This is a genomic window from Aminobacter sp. P9b, from assembly GCF_045345995.1.
GTDB classification, from domain to species: Bacteria; Pseudomonadota; Alphaproteobacteria; order Rhizobiales; family Rhizobiaceae; genus Aminobacter; species Aminobacter niigataensis.
The window spans coordinates 3,903,828-3,930,658 of the sequence record NZ_CP150082.1 but is presented as its reverse complement, the minus strand read 5'-3'; the positions used below and the strand labels follow the sequence as shown (position 1 = coordinate 3,930,658).

The following is a 26,831-nucleotide window of genomic DNA, read 5'->3' as shown; positions in this document are numbered from 1 at the left end:
TTCGGGCCAGAATCAGGCTGCAGCGTAGACCCTGGCCCGCTCGATGGTGATCACGCCCTTCTGCTGGGCACTGACCACCGTCTCCGGGGCGACGTCGAGCTCCACCGCTTCGCCTGTTGCCGTCAGTGCCAGGATGCGCCGTCCGGCCGGCCTGTCGATGACACGGGCGACGGTTGCCGCGATGCCTTCGCCCGACTGGCTCCAGCCGAGATCGCTGGGGCGCAGGAAGATCTCAACCGGCCCGTCGGCAAAACCCGGGGCAGGAATTCTAGCGTCGCCAAGGCGGGCGACGCCGCCGGAGACCGCGGCGGAGAAGCGATTGGTGTCGCCCAGGAAGTTCATGACGAAGGCCGATGCCGGGTTGCGGCAGACCTCCTCGGGCGTGCCTTGTTGCACGATACGGCCCTTGTCGAGAATGACGACGCGGTCGGCGAGGTCGAGCGCCTCTTCCTGGTCGTGGGTGACGAACAGCGTGGTGATGCCGAGCTCCTGGTGGATCTCGCGCAGCCAGCGGCGCAGGTCGCGGCGGACATTGGCATCGAGGGCGCCGAACGGCTCGTCGAGCAGCAGAACCTTGGGGTCGACGGCAAGCGCGCGGGCAAGCGCGACACGCTGGCGCTGGCCGCCGGAGATCTGGCCGGGAAAGCGCTGGCCCAGGCCATCGAGCTGGACAAGGCGCAAAAGTTCGGTGACGCGCGTGTCGATGGCGGCCTTGTCGCGGCGGACCTTCGATACCTTCATGCCGAAAGCGATGTTTTCGGCCACCGTCATGTGCGGGAACAGCGCGTAATGCTGGAAGACGAAACCGACGCCACGGTCGCGCACCGGAATGTCGGTGGCATCTTCCGCGCCGAAATAGATGTGGCCGGCATCGGCATATTCGAGGCCGGCGACCATGCGCAGGATGGTGGTCTTGCCCGAGCCGGACGGCCCGAGCAGGGCTACCAGTTCACCGCTTTCGATCTCCAGAGACACGCCGTGGACGGCACGGAAGGTCTCGAAGGTCTTCATGACATTGTCGAGGCGGATTTTCATGACGAAACCTCAGCGGAAGCGGTTTTGGGGGCGGCACGTGGTGCGGCGAGGGCCGGGCTGCGGCGAGCGCGCCCGGCACCCTGGCGCTCAAGCAGGACCTTCGCCACCAGCGTGACGACGGCGAGCAGCGCCAGAATGGAGGCGGCGGCAAAGGCGCCGGCGGTCTGGTAATCGTGGTAGAGCAGTTCGATGTGCAGTGGCAGTGTGTTGGTCTGACCGCGGATGTTGCCCGAGACGACCGAGACAGCACCGAATTCGCCCATGACGCGGGCATTGCACAGCACCACGCCGTAGAGCAGCGCCCAGCGGATGTTGGGCAGAGTGACCGAGAAGAAGGTGCGCCAGCCCGAAGCGCCGAGCGAGGTGGCGGCTTCCTCGAGGTCACGCCCCTGTGCCTGCATCAGCGGGATCAGTTCGCGGGCAACGAAGGGCGCGGTGACAAACATCGAGGCGAGCACGATGCCGGGCAGGGCGAACAGGATCTTGATGTCGGCCGATTCCAGCGCCGGGCCGAACAGGCCCTGCAGTCCGTAGACGAAGAGATAGGCGACGCCGGCGACGATGGGTGAGATCGAGAACGGGATCTCGATGACGACGAGCAGGAAGCGGCGGCCCCAGAAGTCGAATTTTGTGATCGCCCAGGCGGCAGCGACGCCGAAGGCTGTGTTGATCGGCACGGCGATGAGCGCGGTGACCACCGTCAGCCCGATGGCGTGCAGCGTATCGGGATGGGCGATCGCTGCGGCGTAGACCTGCAGTCCCTGCGAAAAGGCCTGGTAGCCGATGATGGCCAATGGCGCGATGATGACGATGGCCACCAGCGACAACACGATGCCGATCAGGGCGCGGCGGAAGGCGGGGGCGTCGCCGACGCGGGGCGGGCGGCCTTTGACGGATACGCTCATCTCAGCCCCTCGCCGTGTAGCGCAGGGCGCGTGCCTGCAGGATGTTGGTGACGGCCAGCATCAGGAAGGCGGCGATGAGCAGCACCGAGGCTATGGCTGCCGCAGCCTGGTAGTCGTATTCCTCGAGCCGGATGAAGGCGAGCAGTGCGGTGATCTCGGTGGACATCGGCTGGTTGCCGGCAATGAAGATGATGGCGCCGAACTCGCCAAGGCTGCGGGCGAAGGACAACGACAGGCCGGCGAGCAGTGCAGGCGTGAGAAGCGGCAGGATGACCCGCAGGAAGATCGAACTGTCGCTGCCGCCAAGCGTCTGGGCGGCTTCCTCCAGGGCTGGGTCCAGGTCCTCCAGCACCGGCTGCACCGTGCGCACGATGAAGGGCAGGCTGGTGAAGGCCATGGCGACCATGATGCCAAGCGGCGTATAGGCGACCTTGATGCCGGCCTGGGCGAGCACCGAGCCGAACCAGCCGTTTTCGGCAAACAGAGTGGTCAGCGCGATACCGGCGACGGCTGTCGGCAATGCAAAGGGCAGGTCGACGAGTGCGTCGATGAAGCGGCGGCCGGGAAAGCGGTAGCGCACCAGCACCCAGGCCAGCGCCATGCCGAAGACGAGGTTGAAGACGGTTGCGGCAAGTGCTGAAAGTGCCGTGACGCGATAGCTGGCGACGGCGCGCGGCGAGGAGACGATGCGCCAATAGTCCTCGAAACCGAGGCTGGCCGCCTTGAAGACCAGCGCGCCGAGCGGCAGCACGACGATGATCGAGACGTAGACGAGTGTTATCCCCAGCGCCAGGGGGAACCCTGGCAGAATGCGGCGCGCCACTGAAATGCCTTCCTGGATACGTCAATGCGGAAAGCCGGCATCGACCGGCTTTCCAATTCTCAACAGCAATGGGGGCTTGCGGTCAACGCTCGCCGTAGATCTCTTCGAGCAGGCCGCCCGAACCGAAATGTTCCTTCTGGACCTTGTCCCAGCCGCCGAAGACGTCCTCGACGGTGACGAGGCGAACCTCGGGGAACTGTTCCTTGAATTCGGCAGCGACCGACGGCTCGTGGACGCGGTTGCCGTGCTCGGCGGCAATGCGCTGGCCTTCCGGTGTGTAGAGGAAATCGAGATAGGACTTGGCGAGATCGCGCGAGCCGCGCTTGTCGACCACCTTGTCGACGATGGCGACCGGGAATTCGGCGAGCAGGCTGACCGAGGGGATGACGCTCTCGACCTTGTCTGCGCCGTATTCCCTGGCGATCGAGCGGGTTTCAGCCTCGAAAGTGATCAGTACGTCGCCGATGTTGCGCTCGACGAAGGTGGTGGTGGCGGCGCGGCCGCCGGTGTCGAACACCGGCACGTTGTCGAACAGTTTTGTCACGAACTCCTTCACCTTGGCCTCGTCGCCCTTGAAGGCTTCCTTGGCGTAGGCGGTTGCCGCGAGATAGGTGTAGCGCGCATTGCCCGAGGTCTTGGGGTTGGGGAAGATCACCTTGACGTCGTCGCGGACGAGATCGGACCAGTCCTTGATGCCCTTGGGGTTGCCGGCGCGGACGAGGAAGGACGGTAGCGAATAGAAGGGTGAGGCCTGGTTGGCGAAATCCTGCTTCCAGTCGTCGGAAACGAAGCCGTTCTTGACCAGGAACTCGATGTCGGTGACCTGGTTGAAGGTGACGACGTCGGCTTCAAGACCCTCGACGATGGCGCGCGCCTGCTTGGAGGTGCCGGCATGTGACTGGTCGACGGTGATGCCTGCATTCTTTGCGATGAACGCAGCGTTCTCGGCGGCGAACAGTTCACGGGCGACGTCGTAGGAGGCGTTGAGCAGCTTGTCGGCGGCGGAAGCCTGCAGCGGGCCGGCGAGGATCGCGGCCAGCGCTGCACCGACGAGAAGGAAACGTTTCATGGGGCATTCTCCTGAGACAAGCGGCAAATTGCTGAAGTAGGCCGCAAGATAGTCGGGAGGCTGTGCCAGGAGGAGGCAGAGGCTGGTTGCTCTTGCTCTTGTGTCAGGAAATTTCTTCTATCTTTTCCTCAATCGAAGAAATCGTTTTCCGAAGCCAAGTTTTTGAACCGTTGCCAGGGGAATGGCCGACTATTTGTCGGTGACGCCAGCTTCGGCGAAGCTCGCCATACGGGCATGGCATTCGAGGGCAGAGCGAACAATGTTGACGGCAAGGCAAGCGCCGGAGCCTTCACCCAACCGCATGCCGAGATCGAGCAGCGGTGCGAGCTTCAGCGCTTCGAGAAGCTGGCGGTGGCCCGCCTCAGCAGAGACATGGGCGGAGAGCGTGTGGGCGAGGCCTTCGGGGTGAAGTTTCACCAATGGCGCAGCGGCGGCCGTGACGACAAAACCGTCGAGCAGCACCGGAACGTTGCGATGCCTTGCGGCGAGCGTGGCGCCGAGGATGGCGGCGAGTTCGCGGCCGCCGAGATTGGCGGCGACGGCCAGCGGATCTGCAAGAGTGGCTGCGTGACGGGCGAGGCCGGCATCGATGGCGGCAAATTTCCGCGACAGGCCCGAATCGTCGACGCCGGTGCCGCGGCCGGCCCAGTCGCGCCCGGTGCCGCCGAACAAGCCCGCGGCGATGGCTGCGGCCGGGGTGGTGTTGCCGATGCCCATCTCGCCGAAGCAGATCAGGTCGAGGTCCTCGTCGACTGATTCATAGCCAGTGGACACGGCGGCGAGGAACTCTGCTTCGTTCATCGCCACGGTCCGAGTGAAGTCGCCGGTGGGGTGGTTGAGGTCGAGCGGGATCACCGAAAGCTCTGCGCCGGCAAGGCGGGCGAGTTGGTTGATGGCAGCCCCGCCACCGGCGAAATTTGCCACCATCTGCACCGTAACCTCCGAGGGGTAGGCCGACACGCCTTGCGCGGTAACGCCGTGATTGCCGGCGAAGACGATGACCTTGACACGATCGAGCCTGGGCATGTCGCGGCCTTGCCAGCGCGCCAGCCAGGCGGCGATGGATTCGAGCTTGCCGAGGCTGCCGCGCGGCTTGGTCAACGTGTCCTGGCGACGCGAGACGGCGTCGGCGGCGGCGTCGCTGCCGACCGGAAGATCGAGGCAGGCGGCGCGCAATTCATCAAGCGATTTGAAGGCCATGGCTGCGAATACTCCAGAACTGAATCATGCGAGGATGGCGGATGCGGCGAAGAGGAGTGCGATCTCGGCAAGTTGCTGCAGGGCGCCGATGGTGTCGCCGCTCTGGCCGCCGATCTGGGCGAGGCAGAGTTTCCGAAATGCGACAAACAGCAACACGAGGCAGAGCGCCGCAACGACGGCACCCTTGAGCCCGAGCAGCAGCAGCGCCACAGCGCCGATGGCGAGCGCCGTCAGGACAACGTTGTCGGACAGGGTGCCGACACCGGCCGACAGGCCGTCGATGCGCGCTTGCGGCAACATCTGCATGAAAGCCGGGATCAGCGCTCGCGAAGCGATGTGGGCGACGACCAGGCCGACAAGCACGTGGCCGGGCGAAGCCAGATCGGCAATCGCGCTCCAGCGCGCGAGTATCGACAGTGCCAGGGCGCAGGCGCCATAGGTGCCGATGCGGCTGTCGCGCATGATTTCCAGCTTGCGTTCCCGGGTCCGCCCGCCACCGAAGCCATCAGATGTGTCGGACAGGCCGTCTTCGTGCAGTGCGCCGGTCACCAGCATGCCACTCGCCAAGGCGAGGGCCGCAGCGAGGCTGGGCGCGAGGCCGAGCAAAGCGGCGACGGCGTAAGCCAGCCAAGCGATGACGGCGACGACCAGCCCGACCAGCGGCGCCGTCCAGATGGCGTCGGCGAGCGACCGGTCCTTGACCTCGAAATGCGGCAGCGGCAGGCGCGTGAAAAAGACGAGGCCGAGGCGTATGTCGTCGAAGATGCGGCTCGACGCATTCATCGCTCAGCCCTTCGCAATGGCGTGGAAGAAGGTGCCGGTGACATGGCCGCGTCGGCCGCCGAAGCTGCCGAGCGGATTGCCCTGGCCATCTGATATCTCGCCCAGCGGCGTGTCGTCGCCACGCTCGATGGTCTGGGCGTAGTGGAACTCGTGGCCACGGATGACGCTGCCTTCGGCTCCAAGCGGGCAGGGAGCCGCAAGCCGTGCCTGGCGGTAACCGAGGTTCATCTTGCGCCTGGCGAAGCTGGTGGCATGGCCGAGCAGGCCGAGCATTTCGTGGGTGACGCCGTCGGCGTCCTCGATGGAGCGGCCGAGCACCATGAACCCGCCGCACTCGCCATGGACCGGCTTGGTTTCGCCGAAACGACGGGTGCCCGCAAGGAAGTTTGCGGCAGCCGCGAGGCGGCCGGGATGCAGCTCGGGATAGCCGCCCGGCAGCCAGCAGACATCGCAGGTGGTGTCGGGCGCCTGGTCGGCGAGCGGCGAGAACGGCACAAGCTCTGCCCCCATGGCGCGCCAATGGGCGGCGACATGCGGATAGAGGAAGGTGAAGGCGGCGTCCTGTGCGAGCGCGATGCGCTGGCCGGGCGGTGGCAGGGCAAAGGATTGATCGCCCGCGCCGGGCGCCAACGGCGTCGCCAGATCGATGATGGCTTCGATATCGAGCGAGCGCTCGACCATGTCGGCAAGTTTATCGATATGGGCGATCAGGTCGGCGTGCTCCTCGGCCTGGACAAGGCCGAGATGGCGCTCGGGGATGGAAAGCGTCGGGTCGCGCAGGATAGCGCCGACGACGGGCAGGCCGAGCGCTTCGATGGCGTCGCCGGCGAGTTTCCGGTGACGGTCGCTGCCGAGACGGTTCAGCACCACGCCCGCGATGCGGACATCCGGGTCGTAGGTGGCAAAGCCTTTGGCGATGGCTGCCGATGTCTGCGACTGGCCCGATACGTCGAGCACCAGCAGCACCGGCAGGCCATAGAGCCGGGCGAGGTCGGCGGCCGATCCGGAGCGGCCCTTGTCGGCAGGGATGCCGTCGAACAGGCCCATGGCGCTTTCGAGGATGATGAGCTCGGCATCGGATGCCGCATCGGCGGCAAGCGCATTGAGCAGGGAAGGGGCCATCGCCCAGCTGTCGAGATTGACGCCGGGCAGGCCGGTGGCCGCCTTGTGAAAGCCGGGATCGATATAATCAGGGCCGGATTTTGCGCCGCGAACACGCAGGCCGCGGCGGGCAAGTGCGCGCAGCAGGCCGATGGTGACGCTGGTCTTGCCCGAGCCGGAGCGCGGCGCGCCGATGATTAGCCCACGCGCCGTCATTTTTGCCCCAAAAGTTCAGCGCGCAGCGAAACAATGCCGCCGACGACGATGAGCGCCGGCGAGACCACATTCTCGCGCTCGGCTGCGGCAACCAATGTGCCGAGCGTTGCGGTGACCGTGCGCTCCTCCGGCGTCGAAGCGTTCTCGACGAAGGCGGCGGGCGTTTCCGCCGACAGACCGCCGGCCTGAAGTTCGGCGACCGTCTCGGTTATGTGCGTCAGGCCCATGTAGATGACGATGGGCTGGCCGGTGCGGGCCAAAGCCGCCCAGTCGGGACGGTCGTCGCTGACGGCGGCAAAGCCCGTGGCGAGGATGATCGCGCCGTTGACGCCGCGCATGGTCGCGGGAATGCCGGCCGAGGACAGGCCGCCAAAGGCCGAGGTGATGCCCGACAGCACCCGCCAGGGAATGTTCTCGCGCGTCAGAACCAGCGCTTCCTCGGCACCACGGCCGAAGACGAAGGGATGGCCGCCCTTGAGCCGCACCACCTTGCGGCCTTCCCGGGCCAGCTTCACCAGCAACGCGTTGATATCACCCTGCGGGATTGACAGCCGGCCGCCGCGCTTGCCGACGAAGAACTTTTCGGCCTGCTCGGCAACCGCGACGATCTCGGGCGACACCAGCGCGTCATGAACCAGCGCATCGGCCTGGGCCAGCGCCGACAATACGTCGAGCGTCAGCAGGCCGGGATCGCCGGGACCGGCGCCGGCGAGCCAGACATGGCCGGGCTCCAGCACGTGCTGCTTGTAGTTCAAACGCGCGATAGCGTTTTCGAGTGTCATGCGTGTCGCTTTCGCCGATGACGCACAGGCTCGGCAAGCCTATAGATCGCGTCATGAATGAAGAAGATCGTCCGCTCAAGCGCGGCTGGACCACCGGCGCCTGCGCCACCGCCGCCACCAAGGCGGCGTGCCTGGCGTTGAAGACGGGGCAGTTTCCCGATCCGGTGGAAATCACCTTGCCGGGCGGCCTGAACGTGGCCTTTGCGCTCGCGAAAAGCGAGCGCGGCGACGGCTGGGCCATGGCTGGCATCGTCAAGGACGCCGGCGACGACCCTGACGTCACGCACGGCGCGCTCGTGATGAGCACGGTGCGGCCAAGCGCTGTCGGCAGCGGTATTGTCTTCAAGGCGGGCAAGGGCGTCGGCACGGTGACGCGGCCGGGCCTGCCGATCCCGCCGGGAGAAGCCTCGATCAACCCGGTGCCGCGCAAGATGATCGCCGGCGTCGTGACTGAAGTTCTCGGCGAGGGCGCCGATGTCGAGGTCGAGATTTCCGTCGCCGGCGGCGAGGAGATGGCGCTGAAGACGCTCAATCCGCGTCTCGGCATCCTCGGCGGCATCTCGATCCTGGGAACGACGGGGATCGTCATTCCCTATTCCTGCTCGGCCTGGATCCATTCCATCCATCGTGGCGTCGACGTGGCGCGCGCCATGGGCTTCGAGCATGTCGCGGGCTCCACCGGCAACGCCTCCGAGATTGCGGTCCAGAAATTCCATGGCCTGCACGAGGTGCAACTGATCGACATGGGTGACTTCGTCGGCGGCATGCTGAAATACGTCCGCGCCCATCCGGTGCCGAAGGTGACCATTGCCGGGGGCGTCGCCAAGATGACCAAGCTGGCGCAAGGTCTGCTCGACCTGCATTCGAGCCGTGGCTCGGCCGATCTCGACGGGTTGGCTGCGGTCGCTGTCGAGGCCGGGGCGGACGCCGCGCTCGAGGCCCGCATCAAGGGGGCCAACACGGTTGCCGAGGCCTTCATCGAGGCCAACAAGGCGGGCATCGCCATCGGTGACGCGGTGGCAAGCGCTGCCTGGCGCACGGCAGCGGCGGTATTCGACAATCCCGATATCGCCGTCGAGATCCTGGTCTTCAACCGTGAGGGTGAACTGATGGGGCATGCGCCCTTCGCCGCCTCTCATAGCCCGTCGCGGCCCCTGAAGCGGCGCTGATAATAGGCGTCGTAGAGCGAGCTTTCGCGAAAGTCCTCCGCCGCCAGCGACTGGCCGACGAAGATGATGGCGGTGCGCTCGATCGGGTCCTTGGCCAGTTCGGCCGCAATCGTCGACAGTGTGCCCCTGACGATGCGCTCGTCCGGCCAGGAGGCGCGGAAGACGACCGCGACCGGGCAATCCGGACCGTAATGTGGTGTCAGCTCCGTCACGACCTGGTCGATGGCGTGGATGGACAGATGGACGGCCAGCGTCGCGCCGGTGCGAGCAAAGCCCGAGAGGGTTTCGCCAGGCGGCATCTTCGAGGCGCGGCCGGACGTGCGGGTCAGCACCAGACTCTGGGCGATTTCCGGGATGGTCAGCTCGCGCTTCAGCGCTGCCGCGGCCGCGGCGAAGGAGGGAACGCCGGGGGTGAGCGTGTAGGGGATACCGTTTCTGTCCAGCCGGCGGATCTGCTCGGCGACTGCGCTCCATACCGAAAGATCGCCCGAATGCAGGCGCGCCACGTCATGGCCCGCCTTGTGGGCGGCGACATATTCGGCCTCGATCTCGTCGAGCGACATCGGCGCGGTGTCGACCAGCCGCGCTTCGGCGGGGCAATAAGTCAAAAGCTCCGGCGAGACGATGGAGCCGGCATAGAGGCAGACCGGGCAGGAGCCGAGCAGGCGGCTGCCGCGCACGGTGATGAGGTCTGCCGCGCCCGGGCCGGCGCCGATGAAATGGACGGTCAAGCAGGGGCTCCAGAGGTAGCGATGGCGCAGGTGGCGGGGCCGACGATTATGCGCGGGCCGAGCAGGCTCGAGCCTTCACCGGCGGCGGCGAGGGCTGACGCTTCCGAAACGGACGGCGTGCCTGCGGCCTGCTGCGAGGCCTGCGAATGGCTGAGCGTACGTGGCGCCGCGGAGCCGAGCGCCGCGTCGTCGATGACAAGCAGAGGAAGGTCGAGCCGCCGGGCGGCGGCCAAAATGCCCAGTTCGTCGCGCTTCAGTGTTGCGGTGGCGAGCGCAGTCAGTGCTGTAACCGCGAGGCCATGCGCTTCGAGCGCGGTTTCGATTGCCGAAAGGATGTCTTCGTGCGCCGTGCCTTTGCGGCAGCCGATGCCTGCGACCATCATGGCTTGACCCAGCTCCACTGCGTGACCGGCATCGCCGGCCGCCAGCCGGTCATCGTGCCAACAGGGGCGGCGCGGGAGACTTGAAGGCGCAGAAGCTCACCGCCGAGCGCGGCATGGCGGGCGAGCAGCAGCGTTTCCATTTCGAGCGTGACGGCGTTGGCGACGAGGCGGCCGCCGGAACGAAGGGCTGCGATGGCCGTATCGAAGACGCCTGCATTCGAACCGCCGCCGCCGATGAAGATGACGTCAGGCGTCGGCAGGCGGGTCAAGGCGTCCGGTGCAGCACCCCGGACAACCTTCAGGCCCGGCACGCCGCAGGCACTGGCGTTGCGCTCGATGCGGTCGGCGCGCTCGGCATTGTGCTCGATGGCGATGGCGCGCAGCGAGGGATGGCAAAGCATCCACTCGATGGAGATCGAGCCCGAGCCGGCGCCTATGTCCCACAACAGCTCGCCACGGCGCGGGGCGAGGGCCGACAGCGTCATGGCGCGGATATCGCGCTTGGTGATCTGGCCGTCATGCTCGAACAGATCGTCTGCAAGGCCCGAGGCCAACGGCAGGGTTCGTGCCTGCGGACTTGATTCAAGCTCCAGCGCCAGGACGTTGAGCGGGTTGATGTTTTCGAGATCGAAGCCACCGGCGGTCGTGACACGGATGCGCTCATTTTCACCGCCCAGCGCTTCGAGCACTGTCAGGCGCGATGCGCCGAAGCCGCTGTCGGCGATGAGTGCTGCGATCTGTGCGGGCGCTTCGCCGTCGGAGGTCAGCGCGATGACGCGCCCGCTCGGTTGCAGCAGTGGTCGGATCAGGTCGATGGCGTGGCCGTGCAGCGACACCGTCTCGATGTCCTGCAGCGCCCAGCCAAGCCGCGACGCCGCCAGCGAGAAGGCCGACGGGGCGGGCAAGACACGCATCTCGGTTGATGGCACGACACGCGAGAGCGTGACGCCGACGCCATGGAGGAACGGATCACCCGAGGCCAGCACGCAGACTGTTTGGCCGCGCAGGGCAACGACATCGCGCATTTCGCTGTCGAAGGGCGTCGGCCAAGGCCTTGCTGCGCCACGCATCAGCTCGGCCGTCAGCGCCAGGTGGCGCTTGCCGCCGAAGACGTGGGCAGCGCCTGATATCGCGCGCTTGGCCTCGTCGCCGAGACCCGCTACACCGTCCTCGCCGATGCCGACGACGGTCAGCCATTTTTGCGTCGGTGTGTCGAACTCAGCAGGCATGATGACCCACCGCATTCTGATCCTGGGCGGAACCACCGAAGCGCGACAGCTGGCGGCGAAGCTGGCTATGCGTGGCGATCTCGACATCAACCTGTCGCTTGCCGGCCGGACCGAAAACCCGGTCGAGCAGCCGGTGCCCGTGCGCGTTGGCGGCTTTGGCGGCGCGCAGGGGCTGGCCGGCTGGCTGGCCGAGCACAAGACCGACCTTCTGATCGATGCCACGCATCCCTATGCGGCGCGCATCTCGGCCAATGCGGCGGAGGCGGCGCGGATTGCCAGTGTGCCGATTTTCGCCCTGCGCCGCGCGGGCTGGGAGCCCGTCAAAGGCGATCGCTGGACGCTGGTGGACGATGCCGAAGAGGCCGTAGGTGCGCTGGGCAACAAGCCGTGCCGGGTTTTCCTGGCGCTCGGCCGGCAGGAAGTCGCGGCCTTCGAGACCGCCCCCCAGCATGCCTATGTCATTCGCAGCGTCGATCCGATCGAGCCGCCACTCGGCGTGCCTGACGCGACCTATATCCTGGCGCGCGGGCCGTTTCGCGAAGCGGATGAAAGGGCGCTGCTCGAGGCGCACGGGATCGACGTCATCGTCGCCAAGAACAGCGGCGGGCAGGCGACCTACGGCAAGATCGCGGCGGCCAGGCAGCTCGGCATCGAGGTGATCCTGTTTTGCCGGCCGCATCTGCCCGACGTGCCGTCGGCTCCAAGCGTCTCCGCGATGGCCGAGATGGTCGATCATTTCGCAGCCCCGGCGGAAAAGCGCGGTGTGTAGACCAGCGGTGGCTTGCCGTCGCGCTCGATCAGGCGCGTCTCGGGCGAGCCGATGATGACGCAGGTCGCCATGTCGGCATTTTCCGCAGCGGCTTCGCCGAGCGTGAAAATCTGGATGCGCTCGTCGGGCCGGCCGGCGGCGCGGCCGAAGATGATGGGCGTCGCGGCTGGCAGGTGAGCGCGCAGCGTCTCCAACGCGCTACCGAGCTGCCAGGGACGAGCCTTGCTGATCGGGTTATAGAGCGAAATGACGAAGCCGGCCTGGGCGACCGCCACCAGGCGGCGCTCGATCACATCCCACGGCTTCAGATTGTCCGACAGGTTGACGGCGCAGAAATCATGGCCGAGCGGCGCGCCGACGCGGGCTGCGACGGCAAGCATGGCGGTGACGCCGGGAACGACCGAAAGCTCGATGTCGCGCCAATCCCTGGGCCCGGCCTCGATCGCCTCGCAGACCGCTGCCGCCATGGCGAAGACGCCGGGATCGCCGCCGGAAACAACAGCAACCTTGTGGCCGCTTGCCGCCATTTCGAGGGCGGCGTTGGAGCGGGAGATCTCCTCGCGGTTGTCGGAAGCGACGCGCGTCTGGTCGGGGCGCAGGTCGAGCCGGTCGAGATAGGGCTTGTAGCCGAAGAAATGGCTGGCCTGTGATACCGCGCGGCTGGCTTCCGGCGTGACCTGGTCCGGATTGCCGGGGCCGAGGCCGATGACGACGAGGCGGCCGCTCATGCGTCCGCTCCGGGCTTGCCGGCCCAGCCGGGCACCAGCACGATGGCGAAATAGGGTGCCTTGTCGTCTGTCTTGTCGACCAGTCTCATGTGCTGGGTGTTTGGCATGGTGCCGCGCTCGACATAAAGCGCGCGGCCAAGCTTGCCGGTCGCCTCCAGCGCCTTGCGGATCTTCGGCAGGTTGCGGCCGACCTTCATGATCACCGCGGCGTCGGTGTCGGCGAGGCGGCGGGTGAGTTCGAATTCGTTCATCGTGCCCGGCAGCACCGACAGCACGTCGTCGCCCTGGACGATCGGCACGCCCGTCTGCGACCAGCAGCCGGACATGGCGGTGACGCCGGGGATGACCTCGGTCGGGTAGAGAGGCGACAGGCGCACATGCAGGTGCATGTACGAGCCGTAGAACAGCGGGTCGCCCTCAGACAGGATCGCAACCGTGCGGCCCTGGTCGAGATGGGTGGCCACAGCCTGTGCCGACTCCTCGTAGAAGCCTGATATGGCGGCGCGGTAGTCGTCGTGATCCTTGTCGATCTCCGTGGTGACCGGATAGACCAGCGGCAGCTCGATCACGCCTTCGCGGAAATGCGCATCGGTGATGGTGCGGGCGTTGCCATTGGCGCCGCGCTTGGCGAAATGCGCGATCACGTCAGCCTCGGCCAGCGCGCGCGCAGCCTTGAGCGTCAAAAGCTCGGGATCGCCGGGTCCGGTGCCGACGCCGATCAGGCGGCCCTTTGCAGTGGCAGCGCTCATACGCCGGGCCTCGCCAGGGAGTTGAGGGCAGCAGCCGTCATGGCGCTGCCGCCGAGGCGGCCGCGCACGATGGCATAAGGCACGCCATAAGAATTCTCGGCCAGCGCGTCCTTGGATTCGGCAGCACCGACGAAGCCGACCGGCATGCCGATGATAGCGGCCGGCTTGGGCGCGCCGTCGCGCAGTTTTTCGAGCAGGTAGAAGAGTGCTGTCGGCGCGTTGCCGATGGCGACGACCGAACCGGCAAGCTTGTCGGCCCACAGGTCGATGGCCGCAGCCGAACGGGTGTTGCCGACCTTCTGTGCGATCTCGGCCGTCTGCGGGTCGCGCAAGGTGCAGATCACTTCGTTGTCGGCGGGCAGGCGGGCGCGGGTGACGCCGCGCGCCACCATCTCGGCGTCGCAGAAGATCGGCGCGCCGGCCTTCAGAGCGCTGCGTGCTGCGGAGACGAAGTCCTCCGAGAAGACGAAGTGCTCGGCGGCCTCGACCAGGCCGCAGGCATGGATCATGCGCACGGCGACGTCGGCCTCGGCCTCGGAGAAGCGCGAAAGGTCGGCCTCCGAGCGGATGATGGCGAAGGAGCGCTCGTAGATGGCCGTGCCATCATGGATGTAGTCGTAGGCGGCCATGTTCATTCCTGTGCCAGAGCTTGCGCGAGGCGCTTTGCACCCAACCTTGCGAGGCAAGCGGCGGCATTTTCGTCCGGCTTGCGCTCTTGGGCGAGCAATTTCGTGAGGCGGCCCATGCCGCGCGCGGCTTCATATCCTGCGGTGTAGGCGGCCGGAAGGCCCTTGGCCGTTCCGCCGACGACAAATGCAGCGCCCTTTTCGTCACCGACGATGGTCAGTGCCGCTGGGCCGGGATGGGCGCAGCCCTTGGCGCAACCGGAGACGTGGAGCGAGAGTGTGGTGTCGAGGCCTGAGCCGAGGTCTGCTGCAATCTCGGCGGCGACGTCGCGGGCGGCGATCATGCCCGACGCGCAGGCCGGCGCGCCGGGGCAGGCGGCGATGCGGATGCGGGGATCGGTGGGCGAGGTGACGAGGGATAGAGCTTTTGCAGTGTCGGTCAGGGTTTTGGCGGATGCGCGATCGAGGCCCATGATGAGGAGGGTTCGGCTCGGGGCAGGGCGGATGCCGGTGGCGCCGTGTTCGGTCGCGGCAATGCAGAAGTCGATCAGGGTGGCGGCGTCGATGCTGCCGAAGGGCAGGGCGATGCCGAGCGCGATTCGGCCATCGGTGAGCGGCAGGATTCCGATTGGGGATGAATCGGTTGCGCTGGAGTGTTCAGAATTTGAATCATTTGCGCTGACAGCATCTGACGAGAGGTTGCGTTTCTTCGCGCCCCCCTCTGCCCTGCCGGACATCTCCCCCACAAGGGGGGAGATTGGCAGCTTCGGCGCTTCCGTTCGTTCTGCAACCGTGTCGGTGGTCGAAAGTACGACGTTCCCAGACGAGGCTTCGTGCTTCGCTTCCCCCGCGAGCGCAGGCGCCGATGCAGGCCTGATCTCCCCCCTTGTGGGGGAGATGTCCGGCAGGACAGAGGGGGGTGGGAAGGAATGAGAGGCTTCCGGTCCTTTGGTGGCGACACGCACCGTCTCAAGGCTGAGGTCGCGCGCGCGGCCTTGCCGGCCGAGCGCCGCAATTGCGCGTAGGATGCCGAGCGTGGCAACGCAGGCTGCATCTGCATCGAATTCGCCGATCAAACGCGCTGAGGTTTCATCGCCGGCCGCCGACAGGCGCCAATGTTCGCCATCCACTGCGACAAGCCTGACGTCGCCCAAGATGGCGCCAAGCTCGATCTGACCACGGCCGTCAACGACGACAGATACCTTGGGGCCGAGGCGCCTGGCGAGGCCAGCCTCAGCTATGGCCAAACGGATGGCTGCGGCCAACGGTGCGGGATTGGCAATTTCCATCGGATCAATCCCGGCGAGCGGGCTCGTGTCGACCGGCACGCCGCTACGCACCGCGATGCCGAGCGAATCGACTTCCTCGGCCAGCAAGCAGGCGCTTTCCGCAGTCAGCCCTCGGATCTGGATGCTGCCGCGCGCCGTGACTTCGACGATGCCGTTGCCGTGGCGCTGGGCGGATTCGCAGAGTCCGATCAAGGTGTTGGGCGCGAGTTCTCCAGCGAGCGGATTGATCCGGACCAAAAGGCCGTCGCCGGTCTGCATCGGCGCGGACAAAGCGGGGCAGGCGCCGCGACGGGAGAAACTCGTCATGCCGCGACCTCCCGGGCCTGCGCCTCGGCGATCAGGGCGGCGAGATCGTCGTCGATCGAGTTGCGCAACGGATGCCAAAGGCCGCGCCGGCGTGCGGTGGCAAAACGCTCGGCGATGAATTTTGCTGCCGCCGGATTCTCGCGCAGCATGAAGGCGCGAACCGCGTCGTCGCCGACATAGGCGTCGTGGACGGCCTCGATCAGTGCGCCCGGAATGGCGTTGGTGGTCTCGGCAAAGCCGATCAACCGGTCGACGGTCTCGGCGAATTCCGATGCGCCGCGCGGGCCGTGGCGCATCTGGCCGGCGATGAAGCGGGCGTTGGTGGCACGCGCGCGGACGACGCGGCCGACGGCTTCGGTGACCGAGCGCGTGCGCGGCTTGTGCGGGTCGGATGTGTCGAGCACGATGACGTCGGCGTTCCTGCCGAGCATTGCTAATGCTGCCGAAAAACCGCCGATGAAGGCGACATCGGCGGAGCCTTCGAGAATGTCGCGGCCGGGGTCGTCGCCGGTGTGGACGAGAAGATCGGCCTCGGCGATGCGGCCGGCAAAGGCGCCGGGTGCGGAGAAGCCTTCGCCGTCGCTGCCGCCATAGGCGTGCGAGGCGGTATCGAGATAGGCGCGGCCGAGTTCGTCGCGCGTGGCCCAGTCACCCGTCGACAGAAGGTCTTCGAGGCCGGCGCCATAAGTGCCCGGCGATGAACCGAAGATGCGCGGCTCAACCTTGCCCGCCGCGCGGGTGCTGGCAGCAAGCGGGTTTTCCGAATCGTCCTCGTCGCGGGTGGCAACCGCGCGGGCGGCGGCGTCGATCAGCGCGATCTGGGTCGGGAACATGTCGCGGAACAGGCCCGAAATGCGCCAAGTCACGTCGACGCGCGGGCGGCCAAGGGCGGCTGGCGGCAACACCTCGATGCCGGTGACGCGGCCGGTTGCCGCATCCCATTGCGGTCGGCAGCCCATCAGCGCCAGGCCCTGCGCGATTTCCTCGCCGCCGGTGCGCAATGAAGCGCTGCCCCACAGGTCGATGACCAGCGCGCGTGGCCAGTCGCCATGGCTCTGGAGATAACTGCGCATCACCTCGTCGGCCGCAGCCTTGCCGAGATCGAAGGCGGTTGGCGTCGGCATGGTGCGTGGGTCGGAGGTGAACAGGTTGCGGCCGGTGGGCAGAACATCGGTACGGCCACGCGCCGGCGCGCCCGAAGGGCCAGCCTTGACGTGGTAACCATCGAGGGCGGCGATCAGGTTTTTTCGCTCGGCCTCGGCGCTCTGCCTGCGGGCGGCATCCTGCTCGTCTTCGGCCGCGCGGCCGTAGATATGCAGGCCGTCCTTGATAGCGAAATCCTTGAGGTCGCAGAGCCAGGCGTCGATGCGGCGCAACGCTTCGTCCGGCGCGTCGGTGTTGGCGACGCCGGCCTCGGCGGCAAGGCCAGTCTGCGACGCCGTCTCGACGATCAGCTTGGCCAGCCGGTCGCGTCGGCGGCGGTCGAGACCATCGGCCTGAGCGTATTCGTCGACCAGACGCTCGAGCTTGTGCTGGTTCTCGTCGAGACCTGCGGCAGCAAGCGGCGGCGGCAGATGGCCGAGCGTGACCGCCGAAATGCGGCGCTTGGCCTGGGCTGCCTCGCCGGGATTGGAGACGATGAAGGGATAGATGACCGGCAGCGAGCCGGTGACGATCTCGGGGAAACAGGCTTGGCTCAGCGCGACCGTCTTGCCCGGCAGCCATTCGAGCGTGCCATGGGCGCCGACATGGACGATGGCATGGATGCCAAGCGACTTCTGCATCCACAGCCCAAAGGCAAGCAGCGCGTGGCGGGGCGGCAGCGTCGGGTCGTGATAGTCGGCTCGGCGATCGGCGGAGCGGCCACGGTCGGGGGCGAGGGCGACGGTGACATTGCCGAAGGTTGCGGCGCGGAAGGGGAAGGATTGCGTGCTGCGAGCAGAAGCGGATGTCTCTTGCTCTACGTTGGCCCCCTCTGTCCTGCCGGACATCTCCCCCACGAGGGGGGAGATCAGGCCGGCATCGCGACCTGCGTCAATCTTTGGCGTTGCCGGGTGGGCGAGGTCGACGAAGCTGCCAATCTCCCCCCTTGTGGGGCAGATGTCTGGCAGGACAGAGAGGGGCAACGTAGACCGCTGACGTTGCCTTGCGTCTGCCGCTTCGTCGTCCGGCGTTCCCCAGGCGGCGGTAACAGCATCGCGCGCTTCGGCCGGCAAACCGGCGGACAGTTCGACATACTCGGTCAGCGAGAGGCCTTGGCCGCCTTTTTTGATCAGGTCGAGCAGCGCGCGTGGCGATTCCGGAATCGATTCAACGCCGTAGCCCGCGTCCTTGAGGTCGTGCAGCATGGCGAGCACGCTGTTGGGTACGTCGAGGCCGACGGCATAGCCGGTGCGGCCGGGCGCACTGGGATAGTCGGGGACGAGGATCGCGAGCTTGCGTTTTTCGCGCGGCGTCTCGCGCAGCCTGAGGTGTGCTGAGATGCGGCGGGCGACCTGTTCGACGCGGTCGGGCTCGGGCCGGTTGGCGAAGGCGCGGAAGCCGAGTGCCGGGTCGACCTCGCTTTCTGCCTTGAAGGAGATGGCGCCGGCGAGGATGCGGCCGTCCAATTCCGGCATCACCACATGCATGGCGAGATCGGCAGGCGCCAGCCCGCGCAGGCTGCCTGCCCAGGCTTCGCGGCGTGTGGTGGCAACGATGACCTGGAACACCGGCACGCCGGCGCGGTCGAACAGCGTTTCCGTGCCCGGCTCGGCGCCGGCGGCGAAAGCGGTGGCGGTGACGATGGCTGCGGGGGTCAGCTGCGCCAAAGCCGTCTCGACGAAGGCAAGCGATTCCCTGTCCTTCAGGCTCGACACGAAGATCGGGGCGGGGCGGACGCCTTGCGCGCGCAGCGCCTCGACCAGCGCGTCGATGGGTGCGACGTCGGCGGCAAGAAGCATCGAGCGGTAGAAGAGGATGGGGATGATGGGAGTGCTGGAAGTATCCTGCTCTTTCGCACCCCCCTCTGACCTGCCGGACATCTCCCCCCTAAGGGGGGAGATTGGCCAACCTTTAGCCTTGTCGCCGGTTGGCGGCGTTGCAGAATTCGTGCGGAGGTCAGTAAAAGCTGATCTCCCCCATAGCGGGGGAGATGTCCGGCAGGACAGAGGGGGGCGCGAAGGATCGCCAACATTTCCGGCCAAAAAGGCTTCCAGATCACTGAGGATGCCACGCGCCGGATCGTAGAATCCCGCCTTCGGCACTGCAATCGGCGCCGCGGCAGTGCTCTTGGCACCCGCCAGCCCAGCCAACCGGGCGACGAGCGCCTTCATGTTCTCAGGGCCGCCCTCGCGGAAGTAGCCGAGCAGCGCGTCGAGTTCTGTTCGGGGCAGCGTCGACGCCTCGATCAGCCGCAAATCCTCGTCGTGGCTTTCGCCCGGCAGCAGTGCCAGCGCGATACCCCTTTCACGGGCCACCGCCGCAAGCCGGTCGCAGCCGTATCGCCACCAGTCGTGGCCGCCGAGGATGCGGACGAGGATGACCTTGGCGTGGCTTGCGACACTGTCGATCCAGAGGTCGACCGACATCGGGTGCCGGAGGTCGCGCAGGCTGGCGAGCCGCATCGACGGCAGGTTTGCCGCATCCGCCTTCCAGGCGTTGGCGAGGCCCGCCAGGTCGCTGTCGGTGAAGGACAGCGCCACCACATCCGCAGGCTTCTGCCCGAGGTCGACCGGCTCGATCAAATCGTCGAGCGAGGTGGATGTGGTGGTGAGGATGTGCATCCAGGCTGTCCGGTTCAGCCGACCAGGATACGCTCGATGGCCGGGCGGTCGAGGCCCTTGAGGCCGATGACGACCAGGCGCGAACGGCGGTCGTCGGCGGCGGTCCAGGCGCGGTCATAGTAGTGGTTGACGCGCGGGCCGACGGCCTGGACCAGCAGGCGCATCGGCTTGCCGCCAACGTCGACGAAGCCCTTCACGCGCAGCACGTTCTCTTCCTCGGCGGCGGTGGCGACGCGCTTCGCCAGCTCATCCGGATTGGCGATCGAGGGAATCTCGATGACGAAGGTGTCGAAGTCGTCGTGCTCGTGGTCGAAGGCGCCATCGTGGTGGGTCTTGCGGTTTTCGATGTCGTCCTCGACGGCGAGGCCGAGGCCGAGCAGCACCGAGGGGTCGACCTTGCCGTGCGCCGACGGCACGATCTTGACCGCGCGTGCCAGGTGCTCGCCGACGATGGCGGTGGCGCGAGCGTGACCGGCTTCGTCGAGCAGGTCGCTCTTGGACAGGATGATGAGGTCGGCGCAGGCGACCTGATCCTCGAATACCTCCTCGACCGGGTCGTCGTGGTCGAGCGAATCATCGGCGCGGCGCTGGGCGGCGAGCGCCTCCATATCGGAGGCCACCTTGCCGGCGGCGAGGGCCGGACCGTCGACCACGGCGATGACGCCGTCGACGGTGACACGGCTTTTCACGCTCGGCCACTGGAAGGCCTGGACCAGCGGCTTGGGCAGCGCCAGGCCCGAGGTTTCGATCAGGATGTGGTCGACCTTCGGCGAAAGCGATAGGATCTGGTCGAGGGCGGGCACGAAGTCGTCGGCGACGGTGCAGCAGATGCAGCCATTGGCCAGTTCGACGATGTTTTCTTCGGGACAAGCCTCAACGCCGCAGCCCTTCAGAATCTCGCCGTCAATGCCGACATCGCCGAACTCGTTGACGATGATGGCGAGGCGCTTGCCCTTGGAGTTCTCGAGGATGTTGCGCAGCAGGGTGGTCTTGCCGGCGCCGAGAAAGCCGGTGACGACGGTGCAGGGAACGCGTTCGACGGAGGCGGTCATTTGTCTTCCTTGATAAGGGCGAGGGGAGGAATGCGCGCGACGAGGCCGCGCTTGAGGCTGTCGGGCCGGCCGCGCCAGGGGATGAGGCCGTCGGTCGAGGTGGCGAAAAGCTTTGCGCCGGTGACGAGGTCTTCGCCCGACGTCGTGCTGAGGTCGCCGAAGACGTAACTCCATGCGCCGTCGCGGATCAGTGCTGCGCTCAGGCGTCGCTTGCAGTTGCCGAGGCATTCGACAGTGAGGACGTTGATGCCTTCGCTGGCCGCAGTTCGGCGGGCGGATTCGGCAAGTCTTTCTCCTGCGCGCGGATGGGCGTCCGACCCGGTTTCGTCGCGGCAGGAGGAGCAGACGAGGATGGTCACTTCAGCGGAGCGCGCGTCGTCGGCAGCATCGCAGGATGCGTCCAGAATTTCGACCGAGAGATTGCCGTCGAGTTCCAAAATACCAGGCTCCTTGCCTGGGACACCCGCCAGGCGATCGGATCAATGTTTGAGACGGCAGGTCTCCTGGCTCGCGAGTCGTCGCCTTCGCACCGCCTTCCCGGGAGGACATCCCAGTGGTTACCGGCCTTGGCTCGTCGCTTACAGTTGCGGGGACAGCCGCGGATTAGGCGCATATGCGCCGCACCGCATTCCCTCTTAGCCTCCGCCGTTGCGGGCGAAGGACCGTCTGTCGGCGATTTAGGCTTTCGCGTGGGGTGGAGTCAACGCAATGGAACGACCAACAATGTCGCTCAGATCAGGTCCGAGGTCGCCGGCAGGTGTCACCTCGATGCGTTCGAGGCCGAGCCAGTCGCGCATCTGCTTCAGTTCTTCGTGGAGTTCGCTTGCCGTGTCCGCCGGCGCGCAAGGCTCGGCATAGGCGGCATGGACACGCAACACGCCCGCCGGACGGTCGGCCTTGAGGTCGACGCGGGCGACGATGCGCTCGCCAAGCAGGAAGGGCAGAACGTAGTAGCCGTACTGGCGCTTCTCCGCCGGCGTGTAGATCTCGATGCGATAGCGGAAGTCGAAAAGCTGCTCGGCGCGCGTGCGCTCGAACACAAGCGGGTCGAAGGGGGCGAGGAGGGCGCGTGCGTGGACCTTGCGCGGGATGCGGGCCTCGGCATGGAGATAGGCCTGTCGATCCCAGCCCTCGACACGCACGGGAATCAGTTCGCCCATCTCGACCAGTTCTTCGAGGCGGCCCTTCATGTCGGCAGGCGACAGGCGGAAATAGTCGCGCAGGCAGATCGCGGTCGCCACGCCATGGGCGCGTGCCGAGATGCGCAGCAGTTCGCGATGCGCATCAGTCGGAGCCGGGATCGGAAGTGCGTGGATGTCCGAAGGCAGGACGCGTTCGGGCAGATCGTAAAGGCGCTCGAAGCCACGGCGCGAATGGGTGGTGATGCGGCCGGCCCAGAACAGCCATTCGAATGCATGTTTCTCCTGGCTCCAGCCCCACCAGCCGCCGGAACCCTTGGCGCCTTCGATGTCGGACGCGGCGATCGGACCGCGGTCGACAACCTGGCGAAAGATCTCTTCTATGTAGGGCCTGTTCGCACGGCCGAACTTGGAAAGCCCGCCATACATCCCGTCCTCGGCCCGCGCCATGCGCCAGCGCAAAAGCGGAAAGGTCTCCAACGGCAGCAGGGAAGCTTCATGCGCCCAGTACTCGAAGAGCATGCGCTTCTTTGGCTGCATGGCATCGTCGAGCAGCGCCATGGGGTAGGGGCCGAGGCGCGAATAGAGCGGCATGTAGTGGGCGCGCACGACGGCGCTGACCGAGTCGATCTGCAGCAGGCCGATGCGCCCGAGCACGCGTTGCAGGTGGCGGCGGGTGATCGCGCCGGTGGGGCGCGGATCGGCAAATCCCTGGGCCGCGAGTGCAATGCGGCGGGCGGTGGGAAGCGAGAGTTTTTCCTTCATTGCGGCAAGCTATCGCAGTCTCCGGATGAGTGACGCAAGGGCATCAGAATCGGTCTTTGCTGCAAATGCTAGCAGAACCGCGGTTCCGGTCTTGTCAGGAGTGTAAACTTGAGTAAAAGACGAAGGAAATCAAACAGGAGCCACACGCGCAGGATTTTGGTCCAGTGGTGGGCTTTGCCCCGTTTTGGACAAGGTTGGGCTTGCTTCGCCCGACCGGCTGCGCTAACCGTCGCCGCATTGCAGCACGACCGTTTCGTCAGGGCAGGCGAGAATTCGTCGCGCTTCCGGAAACGGACACCGTGCTGTAAATCTGGTGGATAGGCCACCAACGGAATTCGCAGCATGAACGCTCTCTTGAGTTCGTATCTGCCCATCGTCATCTTCATCGGTGTGGCGCTACTCGTCGGCATCGCCCTTATCGTGGCGCCCTTCCTTGTCGCCTACCGAAATCCGGACCCGGAGAAGCTTTCTGCCTACGAGTGCGGCTTCAACTCGTTCGACGATGCGCGCATGAAGTTCGACATTCGCTTCTACCTGGTCTCCATCCTGTTCATCATCTTCGATCTCGAAGTGGCGTTCCTGTTCCCGTGGGCGGTGTCCTTCGGCGAGATCGGCATGCTGGGCTTCTGGTCGATGATGATCTTCCTGGCCGTGCTGACCATCGGCTTTGTCTATGAGTGGAAAAAGGGAGCGCTGGAATGGGATTGAACGAAGCCTCCGGCACCCTGATCGCGCCGAAGCCGAAAGGCATCATCGATCCCAACACCGGCAAGCTCATCGGTTCCGACGACGCCTTCTTCGGCGACCTGAACAATGAGCTTTCGGACAAGGGTTTCATCGTCACGTCGTCCGAAGCGCTGATCACCTGGGCGCGCACCGGCTCGCTGATGTGGATGACCTTCGGTCTGGCGTGCTGCGCGGTCGAGATGATGCACATCTCGATGCCGCGCTATGATGCCGAGCGCTTCGGCATCGCGCCGCGCGCCTCGCCGCGCCAGTCGGACGTGATGATCGTCGCCGGCACGCTGACCAACAAGATGGCGCCCGCCTTGCGCAAGGTCTACGACCAGATGCCAGAGCCGCGCTACGTCATCTCGATGGGCTCGTGCGCCAATGGCGGCGGCTACTATCACTATTCCTATTCGGTGGTGCGCGGCTGCGATCGCGTCGTGCCCGTCGACATCTACGTGCCCGGTTGTCCTCCGACCGCCGAAGCACTTCTCTACGGCATCCTTCTTCTCCAGAAGAAGATTCGCCGCACCGGCACGATCGAGCGGTGATCCCAGATGAGTGAAGCCCTGAACGACCTTGCCGCTTACATCGCGGAAAAGCTCGATGCGGACATCGAAGAAAGCGTTGTCGCCTATGGCGAGCTGACGCTGACGGTGAAGGCCGCCGACATCGTCGACGTGATGACCTTCCTGCGCAGCGACGTGCAGTGCCAGTTCGTCTCCTTCATCGATGCCGCAGGTGTCGACTATCCGCAGCGCCGCAAGCGTTTCGACGTCGTCTACCACCTGCTGTCGCCGCGCCAGAACCTGCGCATCCGCGTCAAGATCAGCACGGACGAGGACACGCCGGTGCCATCGATCACGTCGGTGTTTCCCGGCGCGGACTGGTTCGAGCGCGAAGCCTACGACATGTACGGCATCCTGTTTTCGGGCCACCCCGACCTGCGCCGCCTCCTGACCGACTACGGTTTCGAGGGACATCCGCTGCGCAAGGACTTCCCGCTCACCGGCTTTGTCGAGGTTCGCTACGACGACGAGCAGAAGCGCGTCGTCTATGAGCCGGTCGAGCTCAAGCAGGAATTCCGCAATTTCGACTTTTTGTCTCCCTGGGAAGGCACCGAATACGTGCTGCCGGGCGACGAAAAAGCCAAGACGAATTGAGGCGCCGAAATGGCTGAAACCTCCGTCCGCAATTTCAACATCAACTTCGGTCCGCAGCATCCGGCGGCGCACGGCGTGCTGCGCCTGGTGCTCGAGCTCGACGGCGAAGTCGTCGACCGCGTCGATCCGCATATCGGCCTGCTGCATCGCGGCACCGAAAAGCTGATCGAGCAGAAGACCTATCTGCAGGCGATCCCTTATTTCGACCGGCTCGATTATGTCGCGCCGATGAACCAGGAACATGCGTTCTCGCTGGCCGTCGAGCGCCTGCTCGGCATCGATGTGCCGAAGCGTGGCCAGATCATCCGCGTGCTCTATTCCGAGATCGGCCGCATCCTGTCGCACCTGCTCAACGTCACCACGCAGGCGATGGACGTCGGCGCGCTGACCCCGCCGCTGTGGGGCTTCGAAGAGCGCGAAAAGCTGATGGTGTTTTACGAGCGGGCCTGCGGCGCGCGCATGCACGCAGCCTACTTCCGGCCGGGCGGCGTCCACCAGGACCTGCCGCAAAAACTGGTCGAAGACATCGGCAAGTGGATCGATCCGTTCCTGCAGACGGTGAAGAACCTCGACGATCTGCTCACGCCGAACCGCATCTTCAAGCAGCGCAACGTCGACATCGGCGTGGTGTCGCTCGATGACGCCTGGGCCTGGGGTTTTTCGGGCGTGATGGTGCGCGGTTCGGGCGCTGCCTGGGACCTGCGCAAGAGCCAGCCCTACGAGTGCTATTCGGAGATGGAATTCGACATTCCGATCGGCAAGAACGGCGACTGCTACGACCGTTATCTCATCCGCATGGAAGAGATGCGCCAGTCGGCAAGCATCATGCGCCAGTGTGTCGATCTGCTGCTTGGCAAGGAAAGCGTCGGTCCTGTTTCGAACATGGACGGCAAGGTGGTCCCGCCGAAGCGCCAGGCGATGAAGCGCTCGATGGAATCCTTGATCCATCACTTCAAGCTCTACACCGAAGGCTACCGCGTGCCGGCCGGCGAGGTCTATGCGGCCGTCGAGGCGCCGAAGGGCGAGTTCGGTGTGTTCCTCGTCGCCGACGGCACCAACAAACCATACCGCTGCAAGCTGCGCGCGCCGGGCTTCGCCCATCTCCAGGCGATGGATTTCCTGTGCCGCGGCCACATGCTTGCGGATATCTCGGCCGTTCTCGGCTCCCTCGACATCGTGTTTGGTGAGGTCGACCGCTAAATGTCAGTCCGCCGTCTCGCAGAAGCCAGCGTCCAGCCAGCGTCCTTCGCCTTCAACAAGGCGTTTACGGCGCAGGCCAAGACCTGGATCAAGAAGTACCCAAAGGGCCGCGAACAGTCGGCCGTCATCCCGCTGCTCATGCTGGCGCAGGAGCAGGACGGCTGGGTGACGAAGGCTGCCATCGAGCATGTCGCTGACATGCTCGATATGCCATACATCCGCGCGCTGGAAGTCGCGACCTTCTATACGCAGTTCCAGCTCAAGCCGGTCGGCACGCGCGCCCATATCCAGGTCTGCGGCACCACGCCGTGCATGCTGCGCGGCTCGGAAGAGCTGATGGATGTGTGCCGTTCGAAGATCCATCACGACCAGTTCCACACCAACGAGGCGGGCACGCTGTCGTGGGAAGAGGTCGAGTGCCTTGGCGCCTGCGTCAATGCACCGATGGTCATGGTGTTCAAGGATACCTACGAGGACCTGACGCCGGAGCGTCTGGCCGAGATCATCGACCTGTTCGAAGCCGGCAAGGGCGACCAGGTCAAGACCGGCCCGCAGACCGGCCGCGTTTTCTCCGCGCCGTTGACCGGGTTCACCTCGCTCAGGGATGAGAAGGGCGTGCTCAAGACGACCCGCGACAAGGAAGCCAAGGCCGCTTCCAAGGCCAACAAGGCAGCTGCCGTCGAGGCCGTCGTTCCGCCGTCCAATGCGGCCAAGCCCAAGACCGACGCGATCGAAACCAGCCCGGCGGTGAAATCGCCGTCGAAGGTCAAGGCAGCACCTGCCGCCGAGAAGGCTGCAAGCGTCGCTGCGCCGACGGCTGCTGTCGTGGCCAAGCCGTCGCTGGAAGACAAGAACCGCCCGGCCGGAATCGCCAAGCCTGCTGCTGTCGACGACCTCAAGCTGATCTCGGGCGTCGGCCCGAAGATCGAGGGCACCCTGCACGAGCTCGGCATCTTCACCTTTGCCCAGGTGGCATCGTGGAAAAAGGCCGAGCGCGAGTGGGTCGACGGCTATCTGAATTTCAAGGGCCGCATCGAGCGTGACGACTGGGTCAAACAGGCCAAGGCGCTCGCCAAGGGTGGCGTGGCCGAATACATCCGCGTCTTCGGCAAGAAGCCGGTCTGAG

At 65.9% G+C, this 26,831-nt stretch carries 26 protein-coding genes and 1 riboswitch; of the genes, 7 read left to right on the top strand and 19 right to left on the bottom strand.

What is annotated here, in order from left to right:
* Positions 1–12: 12 nt before the first annotated feature.
* The 8 genes from WHT83_RS19365 to cobA all read right to left on the bottom strand — a co-directional run bounded on the left by WHT83_RS19365 (position 13) and on the right by cobA (position 7,914).
* Positions 13–1,035, bottom strand: coding sequence for a sulfate/molybdate ABC transporter ATP-binding protein (locus tag WHT83_RS19365; protein ID WP_406872106.1), 1,023 nt, complete (start codon positions 1,033–1,035; stop codon positions 13–15).
* On the bottom strand, positions 1,032–1,940 hold the full coding sequence (cysW, locus tag WHT83_RS19360) for a sulfate ABC transporter permease subunit CysW (protein ID WP_406872105.1): 909 nt from the start codon (positions 1,938–1,940) through the stop codon (positions 1,032–1,034). Before cysW ends, WHT83_RS19365 begins: the two co-directional genes overlap by 4 nt.
* A gap of 1 nt (position 1,941) precedes the next feature.
* Complete coding sequence (cysT, locus tag WHT83_RS19355) at positions 1,942–2,763, bottom strand: sulfate ABC transporter permease subunit CysT (RefSeq protein ID WP_406872104.1); 822 nt, start codon at positions 2,761–2,763, stop codon at positions 1,942–1,944.
* 82 nt (positions 2,764–2,845) lie between these two features.
* Positions 2,846–3,832 (bottom strand): thiosulfate ABC transporter substrate-binding protein CysP, encoded by a 987-nt coding sequence (cysP, locus tag WHT83_RS19350; protein ID WP_406872103.1) that lies wholly within the window; start codon positions 3,830–3,832, stop codon positions 2,846–2,848.
* Positions 3,833–4,021: 189 nt separating this feature from the next.
* A complete protein-coding gene (gene cobT, locus WHT83_RS19345; RefSeq protein ID WP_406872102.1) occupies positions 4,022–5,032 on the bottom strand; it encodes a nicotinate-nucleotide--dimethylbenzimidazole phosphoribosyltransferase in 1,011 nt (336 codons plus the stop codon).
* Between the two features lie 24 nt (positions 5,033–5,056).
* On the bottom strand, positions 5,057–5,815 hold the full coding sequence (gene cobS, locus WHT83_RS19340; RefSeq protein ID WP_406872101.1) for an adenosylcobinamide-GDP ribazoletransferase: 759 nt from the start codon (positions 5,813–5,815) through the stop codon (positions 5,057–5,059).
* A 3-nt stretch (positions 5,816–5,818) separates the two neighbouring features.
* Positions 5,819–7,132 (bottom strand): cobyrinate a,c-diamide synthase, encoded by a 1,314-nt coding sequence (locus tag WHT83_RS19335; protein WP_406872100.1) that lies wholly within the window; start codon positions 7,130–7,132, stop codon positions 5,819–5,821.
* The gene (cobA, locus tag WHT83_RS19330) at positions 7,129–7,914 is read right to left on the bottom strand and encodes a uroporphyrinogen-III C-methyltransferase (protein ID WP_406872099.1); all 786 of its coding nucleotides are present in this window, start codon (positions 7,912–7,914) and stop codon (positions 7,129–7,131) included. The genes WHT83_RS19335 and cobA overlap by 4 nt, the downstream gene beginning before the upstream one ends.
* Positions 7,915–7,967: 53 nt before the next feature.
* Here cobA and WHT83_RS19325 point away from each other — a divergent pair, with 53 nt between their 5' ends.
* Complete coding sequence (locus WHT83_RS19325; protein WP_406872098.1) at positions 7,968–9,083, top strand: cobalt-precorrin-5B (C(1))-methyltransferase; 1,116 nt, start codon at positions 7,968–7,970, stop codon at positions 9,081–9,083.
* Here WHT83_RS19325 and cobM read toward each other — a convergent pair.
* Genes cobM through cbiE form a run of 3 tightly spaced genes read right to left on the bottom strand, consistent with a single transcriptional unit; the run spans position 9,050 to position 11,426 of the window.
* Complete coding sequence (gene cobM, locus WHT83_RS19320) at positions 9,050–9,814, bottom strand: precorrin-4 C(11)-methyltransferase (protein ID WP_108607717.1); 765 nt, start codon at positions 9,812–9,814, stop codon at positions 9,050–9,052. The genes WHT83_RS19325 and cobM overlap by 34 nt on opposite strands.
* Entirely contained in the window at positions 9,811–10,197 is a 387-nt protein-coding gene (locus WHT83_RS19315; RefSeq protein WP_406872097.1) for a cobalamin biosynthesis protein, read from the bottom strand. Before WHT83_RS19315 ends, cobM begins: the two co-directional genes overlap by 4 nt.
* Positions 10,194–11,426, bottom strand: a complete 1,233-nt coding sequence (gene cbiE / locus WHT83_RS19310; RefSeq protein ID WP_406872096.1) for a precorrin-6y C5,15-methyltransferase (decarboxylating) subunit CbiE — start codon at positions 11,424–11,426, stop codon at positions 10,194–10,196. Before cbiE ends, WHT83_RS19315 begins: the two co-directional genes overlap by 4 nt.
* Position 11,427: 1 nt before the next feature.
* Here cbiE and WHT83_RS19305 point away from each other — a divergent pair, with 1 nt between their 5' ends.
* Entirely contained in the window at positions 11,428–12,195 is a 768-nt protein-coding gene (locus WHT83_RS19305) for a cobalt-precorrin-6A reductase (RefSeq protein ID WP_406872095.1), read from the top strand.
* Here the strand turns inward: WHT83_RS19305 and WHT83_RS19300 are convergent.
* The 8 genes from WHT83_RS19300 to WHT83_RS19265 all read right to left on the bottom strand — a co-directional run bounded on the left by WHT83_RS19300 (position 12,159) and on the right by WHT83_RS19265 (position 22,613).
* The gene (locus WHT83_RS19300; RefSeq protein ID WP_406872094.1) at positions 12,159–12,923 is read right to left on the bottom strand and encodes a precorrin-3B C(17)-methyltransferase; all 765 of its coding nucleotides are present in this window, start codon (positions 12,921–12,923) and stop codon (positions 12,159–12,161) included. The two genes, WHT83_RS19305 and WHT83_RS19300, sit on opposite strands and share 37 nt — an antisense overlap.
* On the bottom strand, positions 12,920–13,672 hold the full coding sequence (locus WHT83_RS19295; protein WP_406872093.1) for a precorrin-2 C(20)-methyltransferase: 753 nt from the start codon (positions 13,670–13,672) through the stop codon (positions 12,920–12,922). Before WHT83_RS19295 ends, WHT83_RS19300 begins: the two co-directional genes overlap by 4 nt.
* Entirely contained in the window at positions 13,669–14,301 is a 633-nt protein-coding gene (locus WHT83_RS19290) for a precorrin-8X methylmutase (protein WP_406872092.1), read from the bottom strand. Before WHT83_RS19290 ends, WHT83_RS19295 begins: the two co-directional genes overlap by 4 nt.
* Positions 14,302–14,303: 2 nt before the next feature.
* Entirely contained in the window at positions 14,304–15,845 is a 1,542-nt protein-coding gene (gene cobG, locus WHT83_RS19285; protein WP_406872091.1) for a precorrin-3B synthase, read from the bottom strand.
* 44 nt (positions 15,846–15,889) lie between these two features.
* Positions 15,890–19,657 carry a cobaltochelatase subunit CobN gene (locus WHT83_RS19280; protein ID WP_406872090.1) on the bottom strand — a complete coding sequence of 1,256 codons (3,768 nt, stop codon included), beginning with the start codon at positions 19,655–19,657 and terminating at the stop codon, positions 15,890–15,892.
* Positions 19,658–19,671: 14 nt separating this feature from the next.
* Positions 19,672–20,709, bottom strand: coding sequence for a cobalamin biosynthesis protein CobW (cobW, locus tag WHT83_RS19275; protein WP_406872089.1), 1,038 nt, complete (start codon positions 20,707–20,709; stop codon positions 19,672–19,674).
* Positions 20,706–21,116, bottom strand: a complete 411-nt coding sequence (locus WHT83_RS19270) for a DUF1636 family protein (RefSeq protein WP_406874016.1) — start codon at positions 21,114–21,116, stop codon at positions 20,706–20,708. Before WHT83_RS19270 ends, cobW begins: the two co-directional genes overlap by 4 nt.
* A gap of 68 nt (positions 21,117–21,184) precedes the next feature.
* Positions 21,185–21,391: riboswitch (cobalamin riboswitch) on the bottom strand.
* Positions 21,387–22,613, bottom strand: a complete 1,227-nt coding sequence (locus tag WHT83_RS19265) for a winged helix-turn-helix domain-containing protein (protein WP_406872088.1) — start codon at positions 22,611–22,613, stop codon at positions 21,387–21,389. It overlaps the preceding riboswitch by 5 nt.
* Before the next feature lie 342 nt (positions 22,614–22,955).
* Between WHT83_RS19265 and WHT83_RS19260 the strand changes: the two genes are divergently transcribed.
* From WHT83_RS19260 to WHT83_RS19240, 5 genes are read left to right on the top strand one after another with little or no spacing between them, the layout of a single operon-like run.
* Complete coding sequence (locus tag WHT83_RS19260) at positions 22,956–23,321, top strand: NADH-quinone oxidoreductase subunit A (RefSeq protein ID WP_108607728.1); 366 nt, start codon at positions 22,956–22,958, stop codon at positions 23,319–23,321.
* On the top strand, positions 23,312–23,893 hold the full coding sequence (locus WHT83_RS19255) for an NADH-quinone oxidoreductase subunit B family protein (protein WP_108607729.1): 582 nt from the start codon (positions 23,312–23,314) through the stop codon (positions 23,891–23,893). Before WHT83_RS19260 ends, WHT83_RS19255 begins: the two co-directional genes overlap by 10 nt.
* Positions 23,894–23,899: 6 nt before the next feature.
* The gene (locus tag WHT83_RS19250; RefSeq protein WP_108607730.1) at positions 23,900–24,505 is read left to right on the top strand and encodes an NADH-quinone oxidoreductase subunit C; all 606 of its coding nucleotides are present in this window, start codon (positions 23,900–23,902) and stop codon (positions 24,503–24,505) included.
* Positions 24,506–24,514: 9 nt separating this feature from the next.
* Positions 24,515–25,705 (top strand): NADH-quinone oxidoreductase subunit D, encoded by a 1,191-nt coding sequence (locus WHT83_RS19245; RefSeq protein ID WP_183260512.1) that lies wholly within the window; start codon positions 24,515–24,517, stop codon positions 25,703–25,705.
* Complete coding sequence (locus WHT83_RS19240; RefSeq protein ID WP_406872087.1) at positions 25,706–26,830, top strand: NADH-quinone oxidoreductase subunit E; 1,125 nt, start codon at positions 25,706–25,708, stop codon at positions 26,828–26,830.
* The last annotated feature ends 1 nt before the right edge of the window (position 26,831 follow it).

Excerpts from the sequence above, each read along its gene's own strand:
- WHT83_RS19290 (WP_406872092.1), bottom strand. The coding sequence starts at position 14,301 with ATGGCCGCCTACGACTACATCCATGATGGCACGGCCATCTACGAGCGC.
- cobS (WP_406872101.1), bottom strand. The coding sequence starts at position 5,815 with ATGAATGCGTCGAGCCGCATCTTCGACGACATACGCCTCGGCCTCGTC.
- cobA (WP_406872099.1), bottom strand. The coding sequence starts at position 7,914 with ATGACACTCGAAAACGCTATCGCGCGTTTGAACTACAAGCAGCACGTG.
- cobW (WP_406872089.1), bottom strand. The coding sequence starts at position 20,709 with ATGACCGCCTCCGTCGAACGCGTTCCCTGCACCGTCGTCACCGGCTTT.
- WHT83_RS19260 (WP_108607728.1), top strand. The coding sequence starts at position 22,956 with ATGAACGCTCTCTTGAGTTCGTATCTGCCCATCGTCATCTTCATCGGT.
- WHT83_RS19325 (WP_406872098.1), top strand. The coding sequence starts at position 7,968 with ATGAATGAAGAAGATCGTCCGCTCAAGCGCGGCTGGACCACCGGCGCC.
- WHT83_RS19250 (WP_108607730.1), top strand. The coding sequence starts at position 23,900 with ATGAGTGAAGCCCTGAACGACCTTGCCGCTTACATCGCGGAAAAGCTC.
- WHT83_RS19265 (WP_406872088.1), bottom strand. The coding sequence starts at position 22,613 with ATGAAGGAAAAACTCTCGCTTCCCACCGCCCGCCGCATTGCACTCGCG.
- WHT83_RS19335 (WP_406872100.1), bottom strand. The coding sequence starts at position 7,132 with ATGACGGCGCGTGGGCTAATCATCGGCGCGCCGCGCTCCGGCTCGGGC.
- WHT83_RS19280 (WP_406872090.1), bottom strand. The coding sequence starts at position 19,657 with ATGCACATCCTCACCACCACATCCACCTCGCTCGACGATTTGATCGAG.
- cobG (WP_406872091.1), bottom strand. The coding sequence starts at position 15,845 with ATGCAGACCGGCGACGGCCTTTTGGTCCGGATCAATCCGCTCGCTGGA.
- WHT83_RS19295 (WP_406872093.1), bottom strand. The coding sequence starts at position 13,672 with ATGAGCGCTGCCACTGCAAAGGGCCGCCTGATCGGCGTCGGCACCGGA.
- WHT83_RS19300 (WP_406872094.1), bottom strand. The coding sequence starts at position 12,923 with ATGAGCGGCCGCCTCGTCGTCATCGGCCTCGGCCCCGGCAATCCGGAC.
- WHT83_RS19255 (WP_108607729.1), top strand. The coding sequence starts at position 23,312 with ATGGGATTGAACGAAGCCTCCGGCACCCTGATCGCGCCGAAGCCGAAA.
- cysP (WP_406872103.1), bottom strand. The coding sequence starts at position 3,832 with ATGAAACGTTTCCTTCTCGTCGGTGCAGCGCTGGCCGCGATCCTCGCC.
- WHT83_RS19365 (WP_406872106.1), bottom strand. The coding sequence starts at position 1,035 with ATGAAAATCCGCCTCGACAATGTCATGAAGACCTTCGAGACCTTCCGT.
- cbiE (WP_406872096.1), bottom strand. The coding sequence starts at position 11,426 with ATGCCTGCTGAGTTCGACACACCGACGCAAAAATGGCTGACCGTCGTC.
- cysW (WP_406872105.1), bottom strand. The coding sequence starts at position 1,940 with ATGAGCGTATCCGTCAAAGGCCGCCCGCCCCGCGTCGGCGACGCCCCC.
- cobT (WP_406872102.1), bottom strand. The coding sequence starts at position 5,032 with ATGGCCTTCAAATCGCTTGATGAATTGCGCGCCGCCTGCCTCGATCTT.
- WHT83_RS19315 (WP_406872097.1), bottom strand. The coding sequence starts at position 10,197 with ATGATGGTCGCAGGCATCGGCTGCCGCAAAGGCACGGCGCACGAAGAC.
- WHT83_RS19245 (WP_183260512.1), top strand. The coding sequence starts at position 24,515 with ATGGCTGAAACCTCCGTCCGCAATTTCAACATCAACTTCGGTCCGCAG.
- WHT83_RS19240 (WP_406872087.1), top strand. The coding sequence starts at position 25,706 with ATGTCAGTCCGCCGTCTCGCAGAAGCCAGCGTCCAGCCAGCGTCCTTC.
- WHT83_RS19305 (WP_406872095.1), top strand. The coding sequence starts at position 11,428 with ATGACCCACCGCATTCTGATCCTGGGCGGAACCACCGAAGCGCGACAG.